Here is a 20,035-nt window from a genome sequence, read left to right as displayed (position 1 = left end):
AGTAATTTATTTTTTAACAAGGAAAATTATAATCGATTAAAAATCAGTATATTTAATAGCAAATTTTATTATTATGGCTATTAAAAGTTTTCAAGGAAAGAGGTCTAATCCACCTCAAGAAGAGAAGGTGCCAATCTTGGTATCAGATTATATGACCAAAAAACTAATTACATTTAAAGAAGAACAACCTATTGAAGATGCAATAGATATACTTATCAAGCAAAAAATATCAGGAGGACCTGTTGTTAATGAAAAAAATGAATTGGTAGGAATTATTTCAGAAGGTGATTGTATAAAACAAATATCGGAGAGCAGGTATTATAACTCCCAAATTGGTAAGAGTAATACGGTTGGGAAAGCCATGGTGAAAGAAGTTGAAACGATTGATGGCAATATGAATATTTTAGATGCTGCTAATAAATTTTTAGAATCACGTAGAAGACGCTTTCCTATTGTTGAAAATGGAAAATTAGTAGGGCAAATTAGTCAAAAAGATGTACTAATAGCTGCCATGAAGTTAAAAGGAAATACGTGGAAATAATTAATCTTGCTTAACTAATAAGTACAGCTCATTTTCCAATACTAAATATCCTTGGTCATATACATAAAAATAGGTGTTGCCTGTTTTTGTGATATAAAGAGATGTGATAAATTTAAAATCAAATCCTCTATCAAATAATTTACGTCGCGTTACTTTTGTTTTACCAGAAGTGTTTAGTTCAGAAAGAATTTTATAGTTTTTTCGCAAGCGGTTGTTGGTGTTTCTAATTAGGTTTTTACTTTCTTTATTAATTTTATTGTTATAGGCATTTCGACAGTAATCGGAACAAAACTTCTTGTCAACCCTACCAATTACTTTTTCTCCACACTCCAAACATTTCTTACTGTTCATAATCCGATTTTTTCAATTCGTACCAGTTCACATCAATTCCTTTATAATCAAATTCATTTACAAATTGCAAGCCTATTTTTTGTAGAATTTTGTTTGAGCCAATATTCCCTGTTTCTGCAGCTCCGTATATTATATCGTAATTCATTTGTTTAAAACCATAATCTAAAGAAGCAAAAGCAGATTCTGAAGCATAACCTTTTCCCCAAAAACGTGGAATTAAACGATAGCCGATATCAATAAAATTAGTAAAACCGTTTAAGGTTTCTTTTTCTCCCTGATTAAGCTTTAATCCAGACCATCCAATAAAGTCACCAGAAGACTTTTCTATACAAGCAAACCTACCAATGCCTCTTTCTTTGTGTTGTTCTTGTATAAAGGTTATATTATCTTCAGCTTGTTTGTAACTAGTAATAGGTTTGTTGCCAAGATATTTATGCACTTCAGGGTTAGAGTCTAACTCAAAAATCCCTTCGATATCGTTTTTTTGAAATTCTCGTAAAATTAAACGTTCGGTTTCTAAATAAAAATTCATGCTTTAGGTGCTAGGAAACAAAGGTATTAAAAATAATTAAACGATTACATTCATTTACAAACGAAAACAAATGATTACTAACCGGTTTTAATTTGTTTGCTGTTTCATCTTTGCAGTGTCAATTCGTTTGAATGGCAAATTCTTAACTGTTTAACATTAAAACAAATATTATGAACGCACTAAAAAACAGAGTACAGTTAATTGGGAATTTAGGAAACACTCCAGAAATCATTACTCTTGAAAGTGGAAAGAAACTAGCAAAATTTACTATTGCCACTAATGAAATTTATAAAAACGGGCAAGGGGAAAAGATAACCGACACACAATGGCATAATGTCGTAGCTTGGAATAAAACAGCAGAGATTATAGAGAAATATTTAGAAAAAGGAAAAGAAGTTATGATAGAAGGGAGACTTACCTCTCGTTCTTTTGAAGATAAAGAAGGTAATAAACGTTATATAACAGAAGTAGTTTGTAATGAATTGTTGATGTTAGGAAATAAATAAGTGGGTAAGTTGTTGAAAAAGAGATAAAAAAGAGAGCCTTGAAAATAGGTTCTCTTTTTTTGTAAAAAAAAATGAAATGGTATATAAAAAACACTTAATTTTGCCGGCCATTCCCCCAACCATATCTAATTCGTAAGAATACTCTATACCTTTTATTAATTATATAATTATTTATATGAGAAAGTATTTTTTAGTAGTTTTTTTATTGTCGTTTTTCAATTTTTACGCTCAACAAGAAGTGTGTGAATCTCCTGATGAATCTTTACTAGATGTTAATAGTATAACAAAATGTACTATTGAACCTGTAAAAAACTCAAAGAAAAAAGCAGATAGACAAATTAAAGTTAAAATATCTGCAAGTAAAAGGTATTTAAAAAAAAGAGATGTTAAGAAAAAAAGGGCTCAAGCTATAAGTTCTGTTAATACCTTAAATGTTAATGATGTTTCAGCTTCTGAAGGTGTGAAGATAAAAAATGAAGAGATTGCTAAGAAAACATCGGGTTATAAAAATAATCTAACAAGGATAACAGAAATGTTATCAAAAGAAGAGTTGTCTGAAGCAAAAAAGCTTTATCATACAGAAAAAATACCATCTTTTGGTAAATGTAAAAAAGCAAAGAAAAATGACAGAATTGATTGTTTTAACTTAGAGATGGTTAATCACATTAATAAACACTTTCGCTATCCAGGAGAAGCAGTAAGAAACCAAATTCAAGGAGAAGTTTGGATTCGATTTGTTATAGATAGAGATGGTTATGTAACAAATATTAAAACTTTAGGCCCTGATGGAGGAGAAATCCTTAATGAAGAAGCAAAACGAGTTGTATCTATGCTACCTCGCTTCGAACCAGGAAAAAACAGAGGAAAACGAGTGCCTGTAAAATATGGTTTTCCAATAAACTTTTCATTAGAAGAATAAAAATCAATTAAATTTAAAATGTTAAAAAAACAATTAGTAATGATTGTTTTTACCTTAGCTGCTATAACAAGTTATGCTCAGGTAAAAATATCAGGTTCGGTGTATGATGAATATTTAGAGCCGTTTTACAATGCGAAAATTTCAAGTGGTGAAACTTTTGCAGTTTCAGATGAAGAAGGGAACTTTTCAATCGTTTTATCAAGTAATACGTTACCTCAAACATTAACAATTTCTGCTTTTGGATTTAAAACAGAAGAGGTTTCAATAATTTCTTTTGAGAAAAAGGTAAACGTAGTTTTAAAAGAAAACCTCTTATTAGATCAAGTAATTATATCAGCATCTAGAACTCCAGAAAAGATTATTGAATCTCCAGTTACCATAGAAAGGTTAGGGTTAACTGATATTAAAAAGAATAGCTCAAATTCTTTTTATGACGGATTAGCTAATTTAAAAGGAGTTGAAGCTAGAGAAGTTAGTTATGGTTACAAATCTATAAACACTAGAGGGTTTGCTGATTTTAATAACTCAAGATTTGTTCAGTTGGTAGATGGTATGGATACAGCAGCACCAGCTTTAAATACAAGTGTTGGTAACTTATCAGGTGTATCTGAGTTAGATATTTTAAGTGTTGAGATATTACCAGGAGCATCTTCGGCTTTATATGGAGCTAATGCTTATAATGGTATTATGATAATGGATACTAAAAACCCATTTAATCATACAGGAATAAGTGTTTTAGTAAAAGGAGGAATGACTAGTCAAGAAGCGGCAGGAAATAATCCTTTTTATGATGTTAGTACTCGAATGGCATATAAGTTTAGTGATGCTTTTGCAGCAAAAGTAAATTTCTCTTATTTTGAGGCAGAAGAGTGGCATGCTACCGATAATAGAAACAAAAGAATTGACACTAATGAGATTATTGACGGAAGTTTCGATGCTTCTCAAAGTTTAGATTATGATGGTGTAAACATGTATGGAGATGAAGATTTTGCAGATTTAACTAGCTCAACTCCTGTACTTGTATATTTAAGGTATTTAGAGGCATCATCACTAGATGAAGATTCTAAATTAAAATTCCCGATAGGAACGCATATTAGTAGAAAAGGATATACAGAAAGAGAATTGGTTAGAGATTATAAATCTAAAAACTTAAAGTTCTCTACCTCATTACATTACCGACCTTTTAAAGATGAATCGTTAGAAATTCAGTTAGCTACAAGAATAGCAATGGGTGATAACATGTTTCAAGGAGCTGCATCAAGATTTGCACAACGTAACTATTATATAGGGCAGTCTAAGTTAGAGGTAAAAGGAGATAACTTCTTTGTAAGAGGATATTATACACGTAATGATGCAGGAGATAGTTACGATTTAACAAGCACAGCTCAAAGATTAAACTCATTAGCAGATGCTAAAATTCCTGTTTTATCTGGTATAACTTATAGACCAACTTGGGGAGATTATTATGCAATACAATACATGGATCTTATAAATAATGATCCGTCTCTTATAGGGGCTTCTGGAAATGCTTTTAACGTTAACGATGTTGATCCAAGAGTTATAGCAATGTCTAGAGAATTTGCAGACCAATACAGGTTAAATCCAGGTACTACTGAATTTACTAACGGATTTAACTCAATTACATCAACATTAATAACTGAAGGAGGTAGTAAAATTTACGATAAAAGTGCTTATGCACATGTAGATGCAAACTATAACTTTAGAAGCTTACTTAATGATTGGGCAGATATTCAAGTTGGAGGTTCTTATAGAAACTATAATCCAGAATCAAAAGGAACAATATTTAATGATGCTAACGAAGAAATAAATATTGAAGAGTACGGTTTCTATACACAACTTCAAAAGAAATTTTTAAATGAAAGATTAAAGTTTACAGGCTCTATTCGTTACGATAAATCTGAAAACTTTTCAGCAAACTATTCACCAAGGTTAGCGCTTAACTATGCTTTAGGAGAAGAAAAATTGCATATAATTAGAGCATCGTATCAAACAGGATTTAGAAATCCAACAATTCAAGAGCAGTATATGTTCGCTTTTTCAGCCAGGAAAATTACCGTAGGTTCTACAGATGATAACCTAAGAAGAATAGGAATACCTACTGTTAGTAGATATGAAGATCCTACAACAGGTGATACTGTAACAGAAAATTCTATTACAACAGGAGATGATATAATTAATAATGCTTTATTAACAAGGTCTGTATATGATTTAGGTTTTATTGATGAGAGAGGACAAAATATTAAATCTGAATATAAAGAAATACAAGCAGAAGAAGTTAGAACGTTTGAGTTAGGGTATAGAAGTCTTTTAAATATAAATAATACTAACTTAGATATAGACTTTAACGCATTTTATAGTGTACACAACGATTTTGTATTTTTCCAAGATGTGGTGGTGCCAAATATTGGGAAAGTTGTAGCAACAGGTCAATTAGACCCTTTAGCTGCTGAAGCAATTAGAACAGCAAGTGTAACAGAGTTTAATTTAATTACCAATGCTAAATCTAAGATTAACTCTTACGGTATTGGTATTGGTTTCAATACAAAGTTATTTAGGAATTTCAATATAGGTGCAAACTATAATTTCACAGATTTTGAAATGAAAGAAGATTTAGATTTTGGATCTTTTGAACCTAACTTTAATACACCAAAACATAGTGCTAAAATTCAGTTTGGTAATGAAAAGCTTTTCAAAAATTTTGGATTTAATATAAATGCAAGATGGACAGACAAGTATAGATGGGTTTCAACTTTTGTAAAAGGTAATGTTGATGCAAGAACGGTTATAGATGCACAATTAAATTACCGTATTCCTAGTTTAAAATCTAAGTTTAAAGTTGGAGGTACGAATTTATTTGGTAAAGAATACCAACATGCTCCAGGTTTAGGAAACATAGGTAGACTATATTACCTTTCTTGGATAATTAATAACTAAGAAGTTATTCATTCATATAATAAAAAAACGAGCTAATTTAATTAGCTCGTTTTTTTATATTAAAAATTCATGCTTAATTGAATACGTTTTCTTGCAATGTCCACTTCCAACACCTTAACTTGAACGTGTTGATGTAAGCTTACATGCTCATTTACATCCTTCACAAAAGTATCAGAAAGGTTAGAAACATGTACTAAGCCACTTTCTTTAATACCGATATCTACAAAACAACCAAAGTTGGTAATGTTATTTACAATTCCAGGAAGTATCATGCCTGTTTGCACATCATCAATAGTTTTAATGTGTTCATTAAAGCTGAAAGCTTTTGCCTTTTCACGAGGATCTAACCCTGGTTTTTCCAACTCTTTTACTATATCCTGTAATGTTGGTAATCCGTAAGAATCTGTTACATATTGTTGTAATTTAATTTGCTTTAAGACAGAAGAATTATCTATCAAGTCATCTACTTTTTTGCCCAAATCTTTTGCGATTTGTTTTACCAAAGAATAACGTTCAGGATGTACTGCAGAATCATCCAGTGGATTATCACCATTTTTAATACGTAAAAAACCAGCCGATTGCTCAAATGCTTTTCCACCTAAACGAGAGACTTTTTTAATAGCAGCTCTATTGATGAAAGCTCCATTTTCATTTCTGTAATTCACAATGTTTTCAGCCAATTTAGGTCCAATTCCAGAAACATAACTTAGTAGTGAAGCACTAGCAGTATTAATATTAACACCTACTTTGTTTACGCAATGTTCTACAACGGTGTCTAACGATTTTTTTAACTGTGTTTGATCTACATCGTGTTGATATTGTCCCACACCAATCGATTTTGCTTCAATTTTTACTAATTCAGCTAATGGGTCTGCTAATCTTCGTCCAATAGAAATTGCCCCACGAACGGTAACGTCGTAATTCGGAAACTCATCACGCGCAATCTTTGATGCGGAATAAATAGAAGCTCCAGCCTCACTTACTACAAATACCTCTACATCATTTTTAAAGTGGATACGTTTTACTAATTGTTCGGTTTCTCTCGAGGCAGTTCCGTTACCTATAGCAATGGCTTCAATTTTATATGCATCGGCTAAAGAACTAATTTTATTCATTGCTTCCTTCGATTGATGTTGTGGCGCATGAGGAAAGATAGTTTCGTTATGCAGTAAATCACCTTGGGTACCTAAACAAACAAGTTTACAACCTGTTCTAAAACCGGGGTCTATCGCTAATATGCGCTTTTCACCCAATGGAGAACCTAATAATAATTGTTGTAGGTTTTTAGCAAATACCTTTATAGCGTTTTCGTCTGCCTTTTCTTTGGCAATCGATAAAGCTTCGTTTGACAATGCAGGAAACAATAAACGTTTGTAGGCATCGGCAATGGCTAATTCTATTTGTTCTGCACATTCGTTATGCGAACGAATAATCCTTTCTTCCGTTTTTTGAAGCGCTCGTTCGTCATCAATACTAATTTTTATGCGGATAAAACCTTCTTTTTCGGCACGTAGAATAGCTAACAATCGGTGAGAAGGAATTCGACTTAAATTTTCTTCCCAATCAAAGTAATCTTTAAACTTTTGAGCGGCATCCTCATCTTTTTTAGTCTTGACAACTTTGGCAGCAATCATAGCAAAACGTTCCAATTGGTAGCGGATATTATTACGAATATCAGCTCGTTCGTTAATCCATTCAGCAATAATATGGCGAGCACCTTCTAAAGCTTTTTCAGGAGTTTCTACTTCGTCAGAAGTATATTTAGAAGCGGTAAATTTTAAATCGTTTACCCGCTGACTCATAATCATTTTAGCCAAGGGTTCCAACCCGTTTTTACGAGCCGTTTCAGCTTTGGTCTTTCGTTTCTTTTTATATGGAAGATAGATGTCTTCTAAAGTGATTAAATCTTCTGTTTTCTCAATTTTGGCTTTCAGTTCATCAGTTAAAGAATTTTGTTCTTCAATAGCTTTTAAAATGGCTAATTTTCGTTTCTCTAAAGCTTCAAATTGTTCTTTAAGTTGTACAATTTGTCCAATTTCAACTTCATCTAAATTCCCTGTTTTTTCTTTACGGTAACGCGCTATAAAAGGAATGGTGCAATCTTCATTTAATAGTTCAATAGTACTTTGAATTGATTTTTGTGAGATTTGCGTACGAGAGGTTATATAGGAGATAAGTTGCATTTTCGAATATTATAAGTTAGTCAAATTTATAAAAAGTATACTTTTTAGCTTTGGGTAAATATGCTCCTAAAATAGTTCTGTTTTCTATTTTAAATATGTTAATTACCTTAGGATTTTTAAAATCGATGTCATGGTTATGGTAAATTCCATCGGTATTTTTATCTTTTGTTGATTTTATAAAATCAGCTATTTGATCATAAACGTTTCTTTTAACTGATCCTTTTTTATGATTGAAATTTTCATCAAACAAACAGTGTATTTTTATCGATTTGGTTGCTAGATAATTAAAAAAAAAGGAATTAGAGTTTGGTGAGATAAAACTCTCAGTGTTTATCATATTTGAAGAAAAGCCCATGAATCCCATTTGAAGGAATATCAAAGCAGTTGAAGTTCCTTTCATAGCTTGTTTTTCCGCTCCGATGACGATTTCATAAGTATTATTATATTTTGTTACCCCAATACCTATGTTGCTTTCAGAAATTTTTCGTAGAAATTTATTTGTTTCTTCAAAGTTTCTATGCTTATTAAAAGCGCCTCCTTCTTGAACTATTGAAGAATTTTTAAAACTGATAGGTTCATTTTTGTTTGCTTCGATTTGTTTAATTTTTTGTTTGTCTTTTAAATTATAAATAGTGCAAACTAGTTTGTTTTTTGAAGTAGCAATGAGAAATATATTGTTGTCATAGATAAAAGAATTTGATCTTTTATACATGTTTTGCTCTTCGAATAAAGGTTTTTTAATTTTTTCAAAAGTATGGGAACCGTTGGTTAGGTTTAACGTTAAAATCTGAGTGTAAAATTGATTTTTATCAAGGGTAATAATAACATCGTTGTTGTTAATATATAGCTTATTATATCTTGATGTTAGCTCTACTGAGGTAGGAGATAATTGAGCTCTTTTAGTAGAATACACAGCTCCTTCAAAAAATGTGTTTTCAATGATGTTGGTTTTGTAAGGGGTCTCTTTAATTTTTGTAAGCTCATATTCTATATTTTTAATTTCTCTGTGATTGGCTTTTTTATAATCGGGTAATAATTTTTTTAGAGATATTTCTCTATCATTATTAATTAAGAATTGCTCGTTTTTAAGAAGAAAGGTTGTAGTTGTTATTTTGTCATTAATTGTAAAGTTTTTGGAGATAATATTAGATTCTTTTTCATCTAAAAAAAGTAGATGAGAAGTCGCTCCTTTATTAACACTCTGAAGAAATATCATTTTTTTTACCTTTAGAGCATCTTCTATAAATTCAACTTTATTTGAATCAAAGTTAAATTTAATCAAGGCAAACTTATCTTTTTCTTTGTTAGAAAGTATTAAAGTGTAGGTGTTTTGGTTACTGTACAATTTACCAACAATAACATTGTATTTTTTCTTTAAATCTTTTAAAACTAACCTTTTTTGAATGCTGAGGTTTTTGTTTAAGACATAGCCATGAATTGTCTTTTTTTCTAATAAAAAAGAGGCAATACTATTATTGTAGTTGTTAAAAATTGAAAATGACTTTTTAATAGCATATTTTGATCTGCTTTTTTCAAGATAAAACTCTCCAATTTTTTCTTGAGAATTGGCGTATGTAAACCAAGATAAAACGAAGATTATTACAAATTTGTTCATAGGAATTTAATTAAAAAAACCTCGCAAAATTTGCGAGGTTGCGAATATAATAAATGCTATTATTTTGTTTAAGCAATAAACTCACCGTTATTAACCTTTTCAGAAGGCTGTACAAAAGCTAATTTACCATCAGGAGTATCTGTCATTAAAATCATTCCTTGGCTTTCTACACCACGTAATTTTCTTGGTGCTAAATTGCATAGTACAGATACTTGCTGACCAACAATGTCTTCTGGTTTAAAACTTTCAGCAATTCCAGAAACAATCGTACGTGTGTCGATACCAACATCTACGGTAAGCTTCAGTAGCTTTTTTGTTTTAGCTACTTTTTCAGCCGCAACAATAGTTCCTATTCGGATGTCCATTTTTGTAAAATCGTCAAATTCAATAGTGTCCTTTTGAGGCTCTACTACTTTGTTAGCCGCTTCATTTGCTTTTTTAGTAGCTTCTAATTTGTCTAACTGCGTTTGAATTGTAGCATCTTCAATTTTAGAAAACAATAATTCCGCTTTGTTAATTTGATGGTTTTCGGATAAGAGAATGTCTTTTTCAGCAACATCATTCCAAGAAAGATTATTATCAATATTTAAAATTGACTTTAATTTTGTTGAAGTGAATGGTAAAAACGGTTCAGACAACACCGCTAAACCAGCTGCAATTTGCAAGGCAACATTCATAATGGTTTTAGTGCGTTCCTCATCAACTTTAATCACCTTCCAAGGCTCTTCATCAGCTAAGTATTTATTACCTAAACGAGCTAAATTCATCAATTCTTGAGAAGCTTCTCTGAAACGATAACGCTCAATAGATTTTGCAATAATGTTTGGGAATTCTTTTAATTGCTCCAAGGTGTCTTTATCAACTTCTGATAAATCACCAGCAGCAGGAATCACCCCATTGTAGTATTTGTTTGTTAATACTACCACACGGTTGATGAAATTTCCAAAAATAGCAACCAACTCATTGTTGTTTTTAGCTTGAAAATCTTTCCAAGTAAAGTCATTGTCTTTATTTTCAGGTGCGTTGGCTGTTAAAGTATAACGTAACACATCTTGCTGATTTGGAAAATCTTCCAAATACTCGTGTAACCAAACCGCCCAGTTTTTAGAGGTTGATAATTTATTGCCTTCTAAATTTAAAAACTCATTAGCAGGTACATTTTCAGGTAAAATAAAATCTCCGTGTGCTTTTAACATTGCAGGAAAAATAATACAGTGAAACACAATATTATCTTTACCAATAAAGTGTACTAGTTTAGTATCGTCTTTTTTCCAATAGTCTTCCCAGTTTTTTCCTTCGCGTTCCGCCCATTCTTTAGTAGATGAGATGTACCCGATAGGTGCGTCAAACCAAACATATAACACTTTTCCGTCAGCACCTTCTACAGGAACAGGAATTCCCCAATCTAAATCACGTGTTACAGCACGAGGGCGTAATCCGTCATCAATCCAAGATTTACATTGCCCTAATACATTTGGTTTCCAATCATTTTTATGTCCTTCTAAAATCCACTCACGTAAAAATGCTTCGTGTTTATCTAAGGGTAAAAACCAGTGCTTTGTTTCTTTTAAGGTAGGAACATTACCAGTAATAGCTGATTTAGGATTGATTAAATCGGTTGCATTATGGCTAGTACCACATTTTTCACACTGATCGCCGTAACTTTCTTCATTGCCACACTTAGGACAGGTACCTATTACGAAGCGATCAGCTAAAAATTGATTGGCTTCTTTATCGTATAATTGTTGCGTAACTTCTTCAATAAATTCACCATCGTTATACAATTTCGTAAAGAAATCAGAAGCAGTTTTATGATGTATTTCTGCTGAAGTACGTGAATAATTATCAAATGAAATTCCGAAGTCTTCAAACGATTTTTTGATAATTCCGTTGTACTTATCAATAATATCCTGTGGAGTAACACCTTCTTTTTTAGCACGCATTGGTATTGCAACTCCATGTTCATCAGAACCACAAATATAGGCTACATCTTTTCCTTTTTGACGCAGATAACGCGCATAAATATCTCCAGGAACATAAACCCCTGCTAAATGTCCAATATGGATTGGGCCATTTGTATAAGGTAATGCTGCTGTAATTGTATATCTTTTTGGTGTACTCATGTTTTTCTGCTAAAATTAAAGCGCAAAAGTACGAAAAAGCAATTTTTTATACTGTTATAAATTAGGTACATTTGATGGATTTTAAACTTTTAGGATCAAGAAAAGAGACTTGTTTATGGAAAAAAGAATTTTCACTTTATTTTTTTTACTGATAATTACATCAGTCTATGCGCAAAATAACACTATGAAGTTAACTACACCTCCATATTTACAAAAAGGAGATACAATTGCAATTGTAGCTCCTGCAGGAATTTTAAAGAACCGTAAGCATACAATTGATAAAGCTAAAAGATTGGTAGAAAGTTGGGGGTTAAAAGTAGTGTATGGAAAACATATGTTTAATCAGAATGATCATTTTGCAGGTACTGATGAAGAGCGTTGTCAAGACTTTCAAGATGCATTAGATAATCCGAGTATTAAAGCGATTTGGAGTGCACGTGGAGGGTATGGTTCTGTGAGGGTTTTAGATAAATTAGATTTTACTGAGTTTAAAAAACATCCAAAGTGGATTGTTGGATATTCTGATATTACAGCGTTTCATAATCACATTCATAATTTAGGTGTTGAAACTTTACATGCCATGATGGGTACGAGTATAGAAGAAAAACCAGAAGAAATAATACAAACAATTGCTACTTTTAAGAAAGCATTATTTGGAGAGAAATTACGCTATGAGGTTCCTGCTTCAAAGAAGAATAGAGTAGGAGAGGTTTCAGGCGAGTTAGTGGGAGGTAATATTGCTATTTTAGCTTCTATGTTAGGGTCAGATAGTCAACTTTCCACAGAAGGAAAAATTTTGTTTATTGAAGAGATAGGTGAATATAAATACTCAATTGATAGAATGTTGCAAAGCTTAAAACGTGCAGGGTATTTTACAAAAGTTAAAGCTATTGTTGTTGGTGATATGACTAAGATAAAAAGAAATACAACGCCATGGGGAAGCTCGATAGAACAATTAATTTTAGAGGTTATTCCTAAAGAGACCCCAGTGTTATTTAACTTCCCTGCAGGTCACGAACCAGATAATAGAGCGTTGATAATGGGTAGAGAAGTTAAGTTATCGATAAGTAAAAGTAAGGAGTGTTTGGTAGAATTTAATTAGTTTTTTGTTTTACAAGTATTTATTCCTAACAACTTATATAGCGGACAAAAATTAATTAAGCTTGTAATTAAAAGTATAATTGCTAATACGAGTAAAACATTACCAAGAATTCCTGTAATAAACTCAAAGTAAGATAGAGCTGCTATTATTAGAGCGATTAAAGTTCTAATAGCCTTGTCGGTATTTCCCATGTTTTTTTTCATGATAAAAAGATTTAAGGTTACTCAAATATAAGTTTTTAAATGGCACAACACAATGAACTTGGTAAGAAAGGAGAACAATTAGCGATAGATTTTCTTGTTAAAAAAGGATATACTATTGTTGAAAAAAACTACCGATTTCAAAAAGCCGAGGTTGATATTATTGCTCAAAAAGAACAGTTACTTTCTGTTGTAGAGGTTAAAACAAGGTCGACAGCTTACTTTGGAAACCCGCAAGGTTTTGTAAACCCAAAGAAAATAAAACTATTAGTTACAGCTATAGATAATTATGTAACAGAAAATGACTTAGATGTAGAAATACGGTTTGATATTATTGCTGTTGTTAAACAGCGAAATGAATTTACAATTGAGCATATTGAAGATGCTTTCTTATACTTTTAAAAAGAAAAAGCTCAACAAATTTGTTGAGCTTTTTTTATATTATTTATACTAGTAGTTAGTTGTCACTATTAAAGTATTTTTCTACATCTTCTTCGTGATCAGGCATTGCAATAATATTCTTGTCTTTATCTAATACAAAATAAGAAGGTGTACCAAGTAGGTTATACTTTTTTACCGTTTCGTTATCAAATTTATATTCAGGATGAGTTCCTATTGCATTATGCCACCCAGGTAAGTTTTTAACAAAATCATCCCATTCGTTTTCTTCATTTTCAATACCAAAAGAAACCACAGATACTTCTTTATGATTTTGCATAAACTTATAAAGTTCTGGGATTTCCTTTACACAGTGAGGACAACCAGTACTCCAAAATACTAATAAATACTTATTACCATCATTTAATGTAGATAACTTATATTCTTTATCTTTTTCTTTCCAAGAAAAGTCAGGAGCTACTCTACCTACAGTTGCAAGTAATATGTCCAATTTTTCCTTTTTAAAATTAGCGTCTTGATCTTTAGCAGGGAGCTTATCATAATATTCAGCAAACATCCAATCTACAATTGGTCCGTTACGCTTATCAGTAAGTGCACTAATTAAATAATCAGTAACTGCCTTTTCTAATTTGCCAGAAGAAATTTTCTTCATAACTTTAGTAATAGACTCTTTAATTAGTTTTTGTTGAACACTTTTGTCTTCAGAATAGTTTAAATAGAAAACGTAGTCGTTAATTCTATCAATTAAAAAAGAAGAATTATATAACTTATCACTTTTAAAATCGATATGTTCAAAAAAGTTTTCACTAGTAGCAGATAAATAATCTTGTACATTATCGTGAGGATTGGATGAGTTGTAACGATGAGAAGCTGTTATAAAGCTATTTACCAACATTCCTTCAGACTTATTTTCATAAGTTTCTTGTACGTCTTCTAGTTTCTTAAGCTCTTTTTTATAAGCCTTTTTTGTGTCTTTTGATTTAGTTTCGATATAAGAAGCTTGTAATGAATCTATCTTTTTTTGCACAGCATTGTATGCTTGTAAGTATTCACTGTATAGCTTATTTTCTCTAGAGCTAGTGAAAAGAACTGATTGATCAGGATACCTTGGATTGAAAACAAATTCAACATTTTCTTTATTGAAGAAAAAATCAACAAAACCAGCACCGGTATTTCTATAAGTAGCTCTGTAAGCACCAGATGTAGCTGTGTTAGGTAGTTCAAAACTGAACTTTCCTAAAACTTGTTGTTCACCACTTATCGCAACAGTATCAAACTTAATTGTAGTATTTGCAAGAAACTTTTGTTTTGCTCCTTCAATTTTATATAAAATAACCCAGTCTCCTTTGTCGGGAGGGGTCATAGTACCTTTGACGGTGTACTGTGCATTTACAAGTGATGTGGTGAATATTAATAGAGCCAGTAATTTTTTCATCATAATATTTTAAAGGGTTATTAATAAGGTTTTAAAACTAGTCATTTGCGAACTTCTATCCAAGAAGTGTACCATTTTTATTTTTTCTTATGTATTTTAGAAACGTTTTTTTAATTATTTGAAAACATGAACTTTAAAGAACAAATATTTTGGGTAACTGGAGCTTCTTCAGGAATTGGTAAATCTCTAGTGGTTGAGTTATCTAATTATGGAGCAAAGTTAATTATATCTTCAAGAAATGAAAGCTTTTTAAGAGAAGTGAAAAAACTTTGTAAATATCCAGAAAAAGTTATGGTTTTACCTTTGGATTTAGAAGATTATGAAAACCTTATGGATAAGGTAACCAAAGCGGTTTCGTTTTTTGGTAGCATTGATGTTTTAGTAAATAATGGAGGAATAAGTCAACGATCGTTGGTGAAAGATACTTCGATAAAAGTTGATAAACGTTTGATGGATATTAATTATTTAGGAACTGTAGCTTTAACAAAAGCTTTATTGCCTCATTTTATTGAAAATAAATCGGGACATTTTGTTGTAACTACAAGTATTGTTGGAAAAATAGGAACTCCACTGCGTTCTACCTATGCAGCAACTAAACATGCTTTGCATGGTTTTTTTGACAGTCTGCGAGCAGAACATTATAATGATAATGTTGCTGTTACTTTGGTTTGCCCCGGGTTTGTAACTACTAATGTGTCAAGAAATGCATTAACAGGAAATGGAACTCCTCAAAATAAAATGGACTCAGCTACGGCAAATGGTATACATCCAGATAGGTTTGCCGAATTGATGCTAAAAGCGATAAGAAATAAAAAAGAAGAAGTTTATATAGCTGGAGCAAAGGAAAAATTAGGTGTATATACCAAACGCTTTTTTCCTAAGCTGTTGTCAAAAATGATTCGGAAGTTAAGCGTTACTTAATCAAAAAAGTTAATTATCTCAAAATAATTAATGATGGCTTCTTTCATTAAAACTGACTGTTCACCTGGCTTTAGGTTAGGTAATTCAGTTAGAGTTTTATAATGTGGCCATCCTTCATCATCAAAAAAATCAAATTCATAGTATCCGTAAGGCTCCAATAACTTACAAATAGCAATATGCATAAGATTGACTTTCTCATCTTTCTTAAACTTACGGTGTCCTTGTCCTAATTCTTGAACACCAATTAAGTAGATAACTCCGTCGATATTAAGATCGTCACCATCTGCGAATTGTTCTGATAACTGAGTTATTAGAAAATCCCATTTTTCTTTTAAGTTGGTTTCTTTTGTCATTTGTGCTTTTTGAAAAAAGCAAAGATAGGAATGAGTTATGTATATTTGTATAGTATCTGCACACATAATTAATTTTGCTGTGTTTTTCTATAAAGTCTCGTTAATTTAGAATTTCAGAAAACAACAATGAATACATTTGATATAATAATAGCTGCGTTATTACTTTTTGGTTTTGTTCGTGGTTTAATGAAAGGTTTGTTTGTAGAAATAGCCTCTTTGGTAGCACTTGTAGCTGGGGTTTATGGTGCTATACACTTTTCTTATTTTATAGGAGATTGGTTAAAAGACAGTGTTACTTGGGATGAAAAGTATATTTCTTTAGCAGCTTTTGCAGGAACTTTTGTAGTGATAATTGTAGTAATAGCTTTATTAGGAAAAATTTTAACCAAAATAGCGGATTTTGCAGCTCTAGGGATTTTAAATAAAATTTTAGGAGGTGTTTTTGGAGCTTTAAAAATCGGATTAATTTTAAGCGTAATTTTTATTTTTTTCGGGAAAATGAATGATACTATTCCGTTTGTGAAAGAAGAGAGCTTAGAAGAATCTATCTTATTTAAGCCTGTGAAAAAAATTGCTCCAACAATTTTTCCTTCAATTATAAAAGAAGAAGAGGAGGAAAGCGATAATAGTGAGGAGATAAAAATAACAATATAAAAAAACGGATAACTTTTATCCGTTTTTACTAATTTAATCTAAGTGGTAAATTTCCATGATGTCTTCCAAGATATGTTCAAAATCAATGTTTAAATCGATGAGATTTCCTGTTTTAATATCAAAAACCCAACCATGTACTTTTAACCCTCTATCTCTATAAGCTTTTTGTACAGCAGCAGTTTTAATTAGGTTAACACATTGTTCTTGCACATTTAAATCAACCAAGCGATCGTAACGAGCATTCTCATCTTTAATTTTATTCAATTCATCTTTGTGTAAGCGATATACATCTCTGATATAACGTAACCAAGGATTTAACAATCCTAAATCGGCAGATTGCATAGCCGCTTTTACTCCTCCGCAAGAGTAGTGACCACAAACGACAATATGATTTACTTTTAAATGTTCAACAGCATATTCAATTACTGAAGCGGAATTTAAGTCAATTGCGGGTACCATATTAGCAATGTTTCTGTGTACAAAAACTTCACCAGGACTTGAACCCATCAAATCTTCTGCTGAAACTCTACTATCAGAACAACCTATATACAACAATTCAGGACTTTGTCCTTCATTTAATTTTTTAAAGTAATCTTTATTGGTAGATAGTTTGTTTTTTACCCACTCTTTATTGTTTTTAAAAATTTTAGATAGATTCATTAGTATAAAAATTGTTTGTTGGAAGAATCTTTTATACTTGCTTTTGAGTTAAGCAATATAATTACCGAAGTTAATAAAAAAAGAGAACCTAAAACTAAGTTTAGATTCTCTTTATAATAATAATTATAGGAGATATTTTTTATTCATAAAAAGTAACAGAACCATCTTTAATATTATACATAGCTCCAACAATCATAATTTCACCATTTTTATGCATTTCAGCTAGTACATCACTTTCGTTTAAAATTCTATCGATAGTTAATTGTACATTCTTTTCTGCAACGTTGTTTACAAATTCTAAATTAGAAGAGTTCCTCAAACTTTCATCCTTAGGTTCAGTCACAGCTTCTACAGCAGGTTTAATTTTACCTAACATGTTGGTTAAGTTACCTAGCTCAGCATTATCACAAGCTCCTTTAATTGCTCCACAACTTGTATGTCCTAATACTACAACCAATTTAGTACCAGCTAGTTTACAAGCAAACTCCATGCTGCCTAAAATATCTTCGTTTACAAAGTTACCAGCAATTCTTGCGCTAAAGATATCTCCTAGTCCTTGATCGAAAACTAATTCAGCAGAAACTCTAGAATCTATACAACTTAAAATAGTAGCAAAAGGAAATTGCCCTTCTCTAGTATCGTTAACTTGCTCTAATAAGTTACGATTAGCTTTTAAGTTGTTTTGAAATCTTTGATTTCCTTCTTTTAAGTATTGTAATGACTTTTCAGGTGTCATTGTAGCTTGTGTTTCTTTAGTGTGTGCTTTCATGATATATATTTTTATAAAATTATTTATGTCGTTTTTATGAATACTAACAATACTTAATTAAGTATTGTTAGTAAAGTATTTTGGTGTGCAACTTATGGTTAAGCTGCTTTTGGTCTAAGCTTAAAGAACTTAATAAAGCTTTCAGGGTTTTCTACAACACCACGTTCTGAAATAAGTTTAATGTTGATGTTTCTTTCTTTAGCTTTAAATGCAAAATCCTCTAAAATTTCAACAATGTCATTATCTAAGTATCTAGTTTTTCTTACGTCTAGCTCTAAATGAGTGTCTTGAGGTAAGCTGTCTAACTCTTTTAAGATTGCTCCTTTGTTAAAGAAAGTCACTTCTTCAGCAAGTGTCATTTTTATTTTGTGTACTCCATTACTTTTATCTTCAATGTGTAAGAAGTGAGAATTTTGGTAACTTTTTATTAAGATAACGAAAACTCCTACTGCTAATCCTAATGAAATTCCTGTAAGTAAATCGGTGAAAACAATACCTAAAACTGTTACAATAAAAGGCACAAATTGTTTCCATCCTAATGCAAACATTTGTTTAAATAAGCTAGGTTTTGCTAGTTTATAACCAACAACTAATAAAATTGCCGCTAATACAGATAAAGGTATTTTATTTAATAAGGTTGGAATTAAAATAACTGATAGTAACAATAATAATCCGTGAATAATTGCAGACATTTTAGATCTACCTCCTGATTGGATGTTGGCAGAACTTCTTACAATTACCTGAGTAATAGGTAAACCTCCAATTAAACCAGATAAAATATTACCTGTTCCTTGCGCTAATAATTCTCTGTTGGTTGGAGTTACATTTTTTTCTGGGTCTAATTTATCTGTAGCCTCAACACAAAGTAAAGTTTCTAAACTTGCTACTAACGCAATAGTAAATGCAGTTACCCAAACTTCGTAGTTTGTAATAGCATTAAAGTTAGGGAATGTGAATTGTGTTAAGAAAGAATCAAAGCTTTCAGGAATTGGCACACTTACTAAATGTGAAGCTTGTATTGCTAATGTTTCATTTCCTTGCATTAAGGTGAAAAATATAATTCCTGTTACAACAGCTACTAATGGCCCTTGAATTAAATGAAAGATTCTTCCTTTTTTACTTAAAACTTTATCCCAAAGAATTAAAATTGCTAATCCAATAAAACCAATAACCATTGATCCCATGGTAATATTATCAGTAATACTTAATATAGCTGAAAAAGTGTTTTCTCCTGAAGCTTCTATAAAGCTATCAGCACCTTCAGGTTCAGTATCATATCCGAAGAAATGAGGGATTTGTTTTAAAATAATAATAATACCAATACCAGTAAGCATTCCTTTAATAACTGATGAAGGGAAGTAATAACCGATAACACCAGCTTTAAGAACACCAAAAAGTATTTGAATAACACCTCCTAATACAACAGCTACTAAAAAGTTTTCATAACCACCTAAAGATCCTATGGCGGTTAAAACAATAGCAGCTAAACCAGCTGCGGGACCACTAACTCCAATTTTTGAGCCACTTAAGGCTCCAACAACAGTACCTCCTATAATTCCTGCAATTACACCTGAAAAAAGAGGGGCTCCACTTGCTAAAGCAATACCTAAACATAAAGGTAAAGCAACAAAGAATACGACAATACTTGCGGGCAAGTCACTTTTAATAGTTTTAAACATAATATATGCGTATATTTTATACTCTAAACAAAAATTTAGAGTGTATTTTTTATTTAAATAATTGATTTTTTACTCACTAAGAGAAACTTAAAACACTTCAATGATAATTGTTTAATTCACCGAAATATTTCCCCATAC

The 20,035-nt window shown here is 31.3% G+C and carries 19 protein-coding genes; 8 read left to right on the top strand and 11 right to left on the bottom strand.

Features of this window, described 5'->3' with window-relative positions; translation table 11 throughout:
* The first annotated feature begins 73 nt into the window (after window positions 1-73).
* Window positions 74-541 carry a CBS domain-containing protein gene (locus ACQYZ7_RS01575; RefSeq protein ID WP_430728058.1) on the top strand — a complete coding sequence of 156 codons (468 nt, stop codon included), beginning with the start codon at window positions 74-76 and terminating at the stop codon, window positions 539-541.
* Here the strand turns inward: ACQYZ7_RS01575 and ACQYZ7_RS01570 are convergent, their stop codons facing one another.
* Both ACQYZ7_RS01570 and ACQYZ7_RS01565 read right to left on the bottom strand, forming a co-directional pair.
* Window positions 542-892 carry a hypothetical protein gene (locus ACQYZ7_RS01570; protein WP_430728057.1) on the bottom strand — a complete coding sequence of 117 codons (351 nt, stop codon included), beginning with the start codon at window positions 890-892 and terminating at the stop codon, window positions 542-544.
* Complete coding sequence (locus ACQYZ7_RS01565; RefSeq protein ID WP_430728056.1) at window positions 882-1,424, bottom strand: GNAT family N-acetyltransferase; 543 nt, start codon at window positions 1,422-1,424, stop codon at window positions 882-884. The genes ACQYZ7_RS01570 and ACQYZ7_RS01565 overlap by 11 nt, the downstream gene beginning before the upstream one ends.
* A gap of 170 nt (window positions 1,425-1,594) precedes the next feature.
* Between ACQYZ7_RS01565 and ACQYZ7_RS01560 the strand changes: the two genes are divergently transcribed.
* The 3 genes from ACQYZ7_RS01560 to ACQYZ7_RS01550 all read left to right on the top strand — a co-directional run bounded on the left by ACQYZ7_RS01560 (window position 1,595) and on the right by ACQYZ7_RS01550 (window position 5,804).
* Window positions 1,595-1,930, top strand: coding sequence for a single-stranded DNA-binding protein (locus tag ACQYZ7_RS01560; RefSeq protein WP_430728055.1), 336 nt, complete (start codon window positions 1,595-1,597; stop codon window positions 1,928-1,930).
* 175 nt (window positions 1,931-2,105) lie between these two features.
* Window positions 2,106-2,849, top strand: coding sequence for an energy transducer TonB (locus ACQYZ7_RS01555; RefSeq protein WP_430728054.1), 744 nt, complete (start codon window positions 2,106-2,108; stop codon window positions 2,847-2,849).
* 18 nt (window positions 2,850-2,867) lie between these two features.
* Window positions 2,868-5,804: a TonB-dependent receptor plug domain-containing protein gene (locus tag ACQYZ7_RS01550; protein ID WP_430728053.1), complete on the top strand. Its 2,937-nt coding sequence runs from the start codon at window positions 2,868-2,870 to the stop codon at window positions 5,802-5,804.
* A 59-nt stretch (window positions 5,805-5,863) separates the two neighbouring features.
* Here ACQYZ7_RS01550 and ACQYZ7_RS01545 read toward each other — a convergent pair whose 3' ends face one another.
* The 3 genes from ACQYZ7_RS01545 to metG all read right to left on the bottom strand — a co-directional run bounded on the left by ACQYZ7_RS01545 (window position 5,864) and on the right by metG (window position 11,725).
* Window positions 5,864-7,987 (bottom strand): Tex family protein, encoded by a 2,124-nt coding sequence (locus tag ACQYZ7_RS01545; protein WP_430728052.1) that lies wholly within the window; start codon window positions 7,985-7,987, stop codon window positions 5,864-5,866.
* Between the two features lie 16 nt (window positions 7,988-8,003).
* Window positions 8,004-9,602, bottom strand: a complete 1,599-nt coding sequence (locus tag ACQYZ7_RS01540) for a hypothetical protein (RefSeq protein ID WP_430728051.1) — start codon at window positions 9,600-9,602, stop codon at window positions 8,004-8,006.
* A 68-nt stretch (window positions 9,603-9,670) separates the two neighbouring features.
* Complete coding sequence (metG, locus tag ACQYZ7_RS01535; protein WP_430728050.1) at window positions 9,671-11,725, bottom strand: methionine--tRNA ligase; 2,055 nt, start codon at window positions 11,723-11,725, stop codon at window positions 9,671-9,673.
* A gap of 184 nt (window positions 11,726-11,909) precedes the next feature.
* Here metG and ACQYZ7_RS01530 point away from each other — a divergent pair, with 184 nt between their 5' ends.
* Window positions 11,910-12,827, top strand: coding sequence for a S66 peptidase family protein (locus ACQYZ7_RS01530; RefSeq protein WP_430728049.1), 918 nt, complete (start codon window positions 11,910-11,912; stop codon window positions 12,825-12,827).
* Here ACQYZ7_RS01530 and ACQYZ7_RS01525 read toward each other — a convergent pair.
* On the bottom strand, window positions 12,824-13,030 hold the full coding sequence (locus tag ACQYZ7_RS01525; RefSeq protein WP_430728048.1) for a YgaP family membrane protein: 207 nt from the start codon (window positions 13,028-13,030) through the stop codon (window positions 12,824-12,826). The two genes, ACQYZ7_RS01530 and ACQYZ7_RS01525, sit on opposite strands and share 4 nt — an antisense overlap.
* A gap of 39 nt (window positions 13,031-13,069) precedes the next feature.
* Here ACQYZ7_RS01525 and ACQYZ7_RS01520 point away from each other — a divergent pair, with 39 nt between their 5' ends.
* Window positions 13,070-13,429 (top strand): YraN family protein, encoded by a 360-nt coding sequence (locus ACQYZ7_RS01520; protein WP_430728047.1) that lies wholly within the window; start codon window positions 13,070-13,072, stop codon window positions 13,427-13,429.
* Between the two features lie 55 nt (window positions 13,430-13,484).
* Here ACQYZ7_RS01520 and ACQYZ7_RS01515 read toward each other — a convergent pair whose 3' ends face one another.
* Window positions 13,485-14,861: a TlpA family protein disulfide reductase gene (locus ACQYZ7_RS01515; protein ID WP_430728046.1), complete on the bottom strand. Its 1,377-nt coding sequence runs from the start codon at window positions 14,859-14,861 to the stop codon at window positions 13,485-13,487.
* 126 nt (window positions 14,862-14,987) lie between these two features.
* Here ACQYZ7_RS01515 and ACQYZ7_RS01510 point away from each other — a divergent pair, with 126 nt between their 5' ends.
* Window positions 14,988-15,782: an SDR family oxidoreductase gene (locus ACQYZ7_RS01510; protein ID WP_430728045.1), complete on the top strand. Its 795-nt coding sequence runs from the start codon at window positions 14,988-14,990 to the stop codon at window positions 15,780-15,782.
* Here the strand turns inward: ACQYZ7_RS01510 and ACQYZ7_RS01505 are convergent.
* A complete protein-coding gene (locus ACQYZ7_RS01505) occupies window positions 15,779-16,135 on the bottom strand; it encodes a hypothetical protein (RefSeq protein ID WP_115900100.1) in 357 nt (118 codons plus the stop codon). The two genes, ACQYZ7_RS01510 and ACQYZ7_RS01505, sit on opposite strands and share 4 nt — an antisense overlap.
* A gap of 126 nt (window positions 16,136-16,261) precedes the next feature.
* Here ACQYZ7_RS01505 and ACQYZ7_RS01500 point away from each other — a divergent pair, with 126 nt between their 5' ends.
* The gene (locus tag ACQYZ7_RS01500) at window positions 16,262-16,789 is read left to right on the top strand and encodes a CvpA family protein (protein ID WP_115899409.1); all 528 of its coding nucleotides are present in this window, start codon (window positions 16,262-16,264) and stop codon (window positions 16,787-16,789) included.
* Between the two features lie 33 nt (window positions 16,790-16,822).
* On the opposite strand, the gene ACQYZ7_RS01495 is transcribed toward ACQYZ7_RS01500, so the two are convergent.
* The 3 genes from ACQYZ7_RS01495 to ACQYZ7_RS01485 all read right to left on the bottom strand — a co-directional run bounded on the left by ACQYZ7_RS01495 (window position 16,823) and on the right by ACQYZ7_RS01485 (window position 19,897).
* The gene (locus ACQYZ7_RS01495; RefSeq protein ID WP_430728044.1) at window positions 16,823-17,449 is read right to left on the bottom strand and encodes a carbonic anhydrase; all 627 of its coding nucleotides are present in this window, start codon (window positions 17,447-17,449) and stop codon (window positions 16,823-16,825) included.
* Window positions 17,450-17,588: 139 nt separating this feature from the next.
* A complete protein-coding gene (locus tag ACQYZ7_RS01490) occupies window positions 17,589-18,218 on the bottom strand; it encodes a carbonic anhydrase family protein (protein WP_430728043.1) in 630 nt (209 codons plus the stop codon).
* A 98-nt stretch (window positions 18,219-18,316) separates the two neighbouring features.
* Complete coding sequence (locus ACQYZ7_RS01485) at window positions 18,317-19,897, bottom strand: SulP family inorganic anion transporter (RefSeq protein WP_430728042.1); 1,581 nt, start codon at window positions 19,895-19,897, stop codon at window positions 18,317-18,319.
* Between the last annotated feature and the right edge of the window lie 138 nt (window positions 19,898-20,035).

The organism is Tenacibaculum sp. SDUM215027 (assembly GCF_050566205.1).
In the GTDB taxonomy this organism is placed as follows: domain Bacteria; phylum Bacteroidota; class Bacteroidia; order Flavobacteriales; family Flavobacteriaceae; genus Polaribacter.
The sequence above is the reverse complement of the archived record's forward strand: the minus strand, read 5'-3'. Positions and strand labels throughout refer to the sequence as shown.

Excerpts from the sequence above, each read along its gene's own strand:
- ACQYZ7_RS01575 (WP_430728058.1), top strand. The coding sequence starts at position 74 with ATGGCTATTAAAAGTTTTCAAGGAAAGAGGTCTAATCCACCTCAAGAA.
- ACQYZ7_RS01570 (WP_430728057.1), bottom strand. The coding sequence starts at position 892 with ATGAACAGTAAGAAATGTTTGGAGTGTGGAGAAAAAGTAATTGGTAGG.
- ACQYZ7_RS01565 (WP_430728056.1), bottom strand. The coding sequence starts at position 1,424 with ATGAATTTTTATTTAGAAACCGAACGTTTAATTTTACGAGAATTTCAA.
- ACQYZ7_RS01560 (WP_430728055.1), top strand. The coding sequence starts at position 1,595 with ATGAACGCACTAAAAAACAGAGTACAGTTAATTGGGAATTTAGGAAAC.
- ACQYZ7_RS01555 (WP_430728054.1), top strand. The coding sequence starts at position 2,106 with ATGAGAAAGTATTTTTTAGTAGTTTTTTTATTGTCGTTTTTCAATTTT.
- ACQYZ7_RS01550 (WP_430728053.1), top strand. The coding sequence starts at position 2,868 with ATGTTAAAAAAACAATTAGTAATGATTGTTTTTACCTTAGCTGCTATA.
- ACQYZ7_RS01545 (WP_430728052.1), bottom strand. The coding sequence starts at position 7,987 with ATGCAACTTATCTCCTATATAACCTCTCGTACGCAAATCTCACAAAAA.
- ACQYZ7_RS01540 (WP_430728051.1), bottom strand. The coding sequence starts at position 9,602 with ATGAACAAATTTGTAATAATCTTCGTTTTATCTTGGTTTACATACGCC.
- metG (WP_430728050.1), bottom strand. The coding sequence starts at position 11,725 with ATGAGTACACCAAAAAGATATACAATTACAGCAGCATTACCTTATACA.
- ACQYZ7_RS01530 (WP_430728049.1), top strand. The coding sequence starts at position 11,910 with ATGAAGTTAACTACACCTCCATATTTACAAAAAGGAGATACAATTGCA.
- ACQYZ7_RS01525 (WP_430728048.1), bottom strand. The coding sequence starts at position 13,030 with ATGAAAAAAAACATGGGAAATACCGACAAGGCTATTAGAACTTTAATC.
- ACQYZ7_RS01520 (WP_430728047.1), top strand. The coding sequence starts at position 13,070 with ATGGCACAACACAATGAACTTGGTAAGAAAGGAGAACAATTAGCGATA.
- ACQYZ7_RS01515 (WP_430728046.1), bottom strand. The coding sequence starts at position 14,861 with ATGAAAAAATTACTGGCTCTATTAATATTCACCACATCACTTGTAAAT.
- ACQYZ7_RS01510 (WP_430728045.1), top strand. The coding sequence starts at position 14,988 with ATGAACTTTAAAGAACAAATATTTTGGGTAACTGGAGCTTCTTCAGGA.
- ACQYZ7_RS01505 (WP_115900100.1), bottom strand. The coding sequence starts at position 16,135 with ATGACAAAAGAAACCAACTTAAAAGAAAAATGGGATTTTCTAATAACT.
- ACQYZ7_RS01500 (WP_115899409.1), top strand. The coding sequence starts at position 16,262 with ATGAATACATTTGATATAATAATAGCTGCGTTATTACTTTTTGGTTTT.
- ACQYZ7_RS01495 (WP_430728044.1), bottom strand. The coding sequence starts at position 17,449 with ATGAATCTATCTAAAATTTTTAAAAACAATAAAGAGTGGGTAAAAAAC.
- ACQYZ7_RS01490 (WP_430728043.1), bottom strand. The coding sequence starts at position 18,218 with ATGAAAGCACACACTAAAGAAACACAAGCTACAATGACACCTGAAAAG.
- ACQYZ7_RS01485 (WP_430728042.1), bottom strand. The coding sequence starts at position 19,897 with ATGTTTAAAACTATTAAAAGTGACTTGCCCGCAAGTATTGTCGTATTC.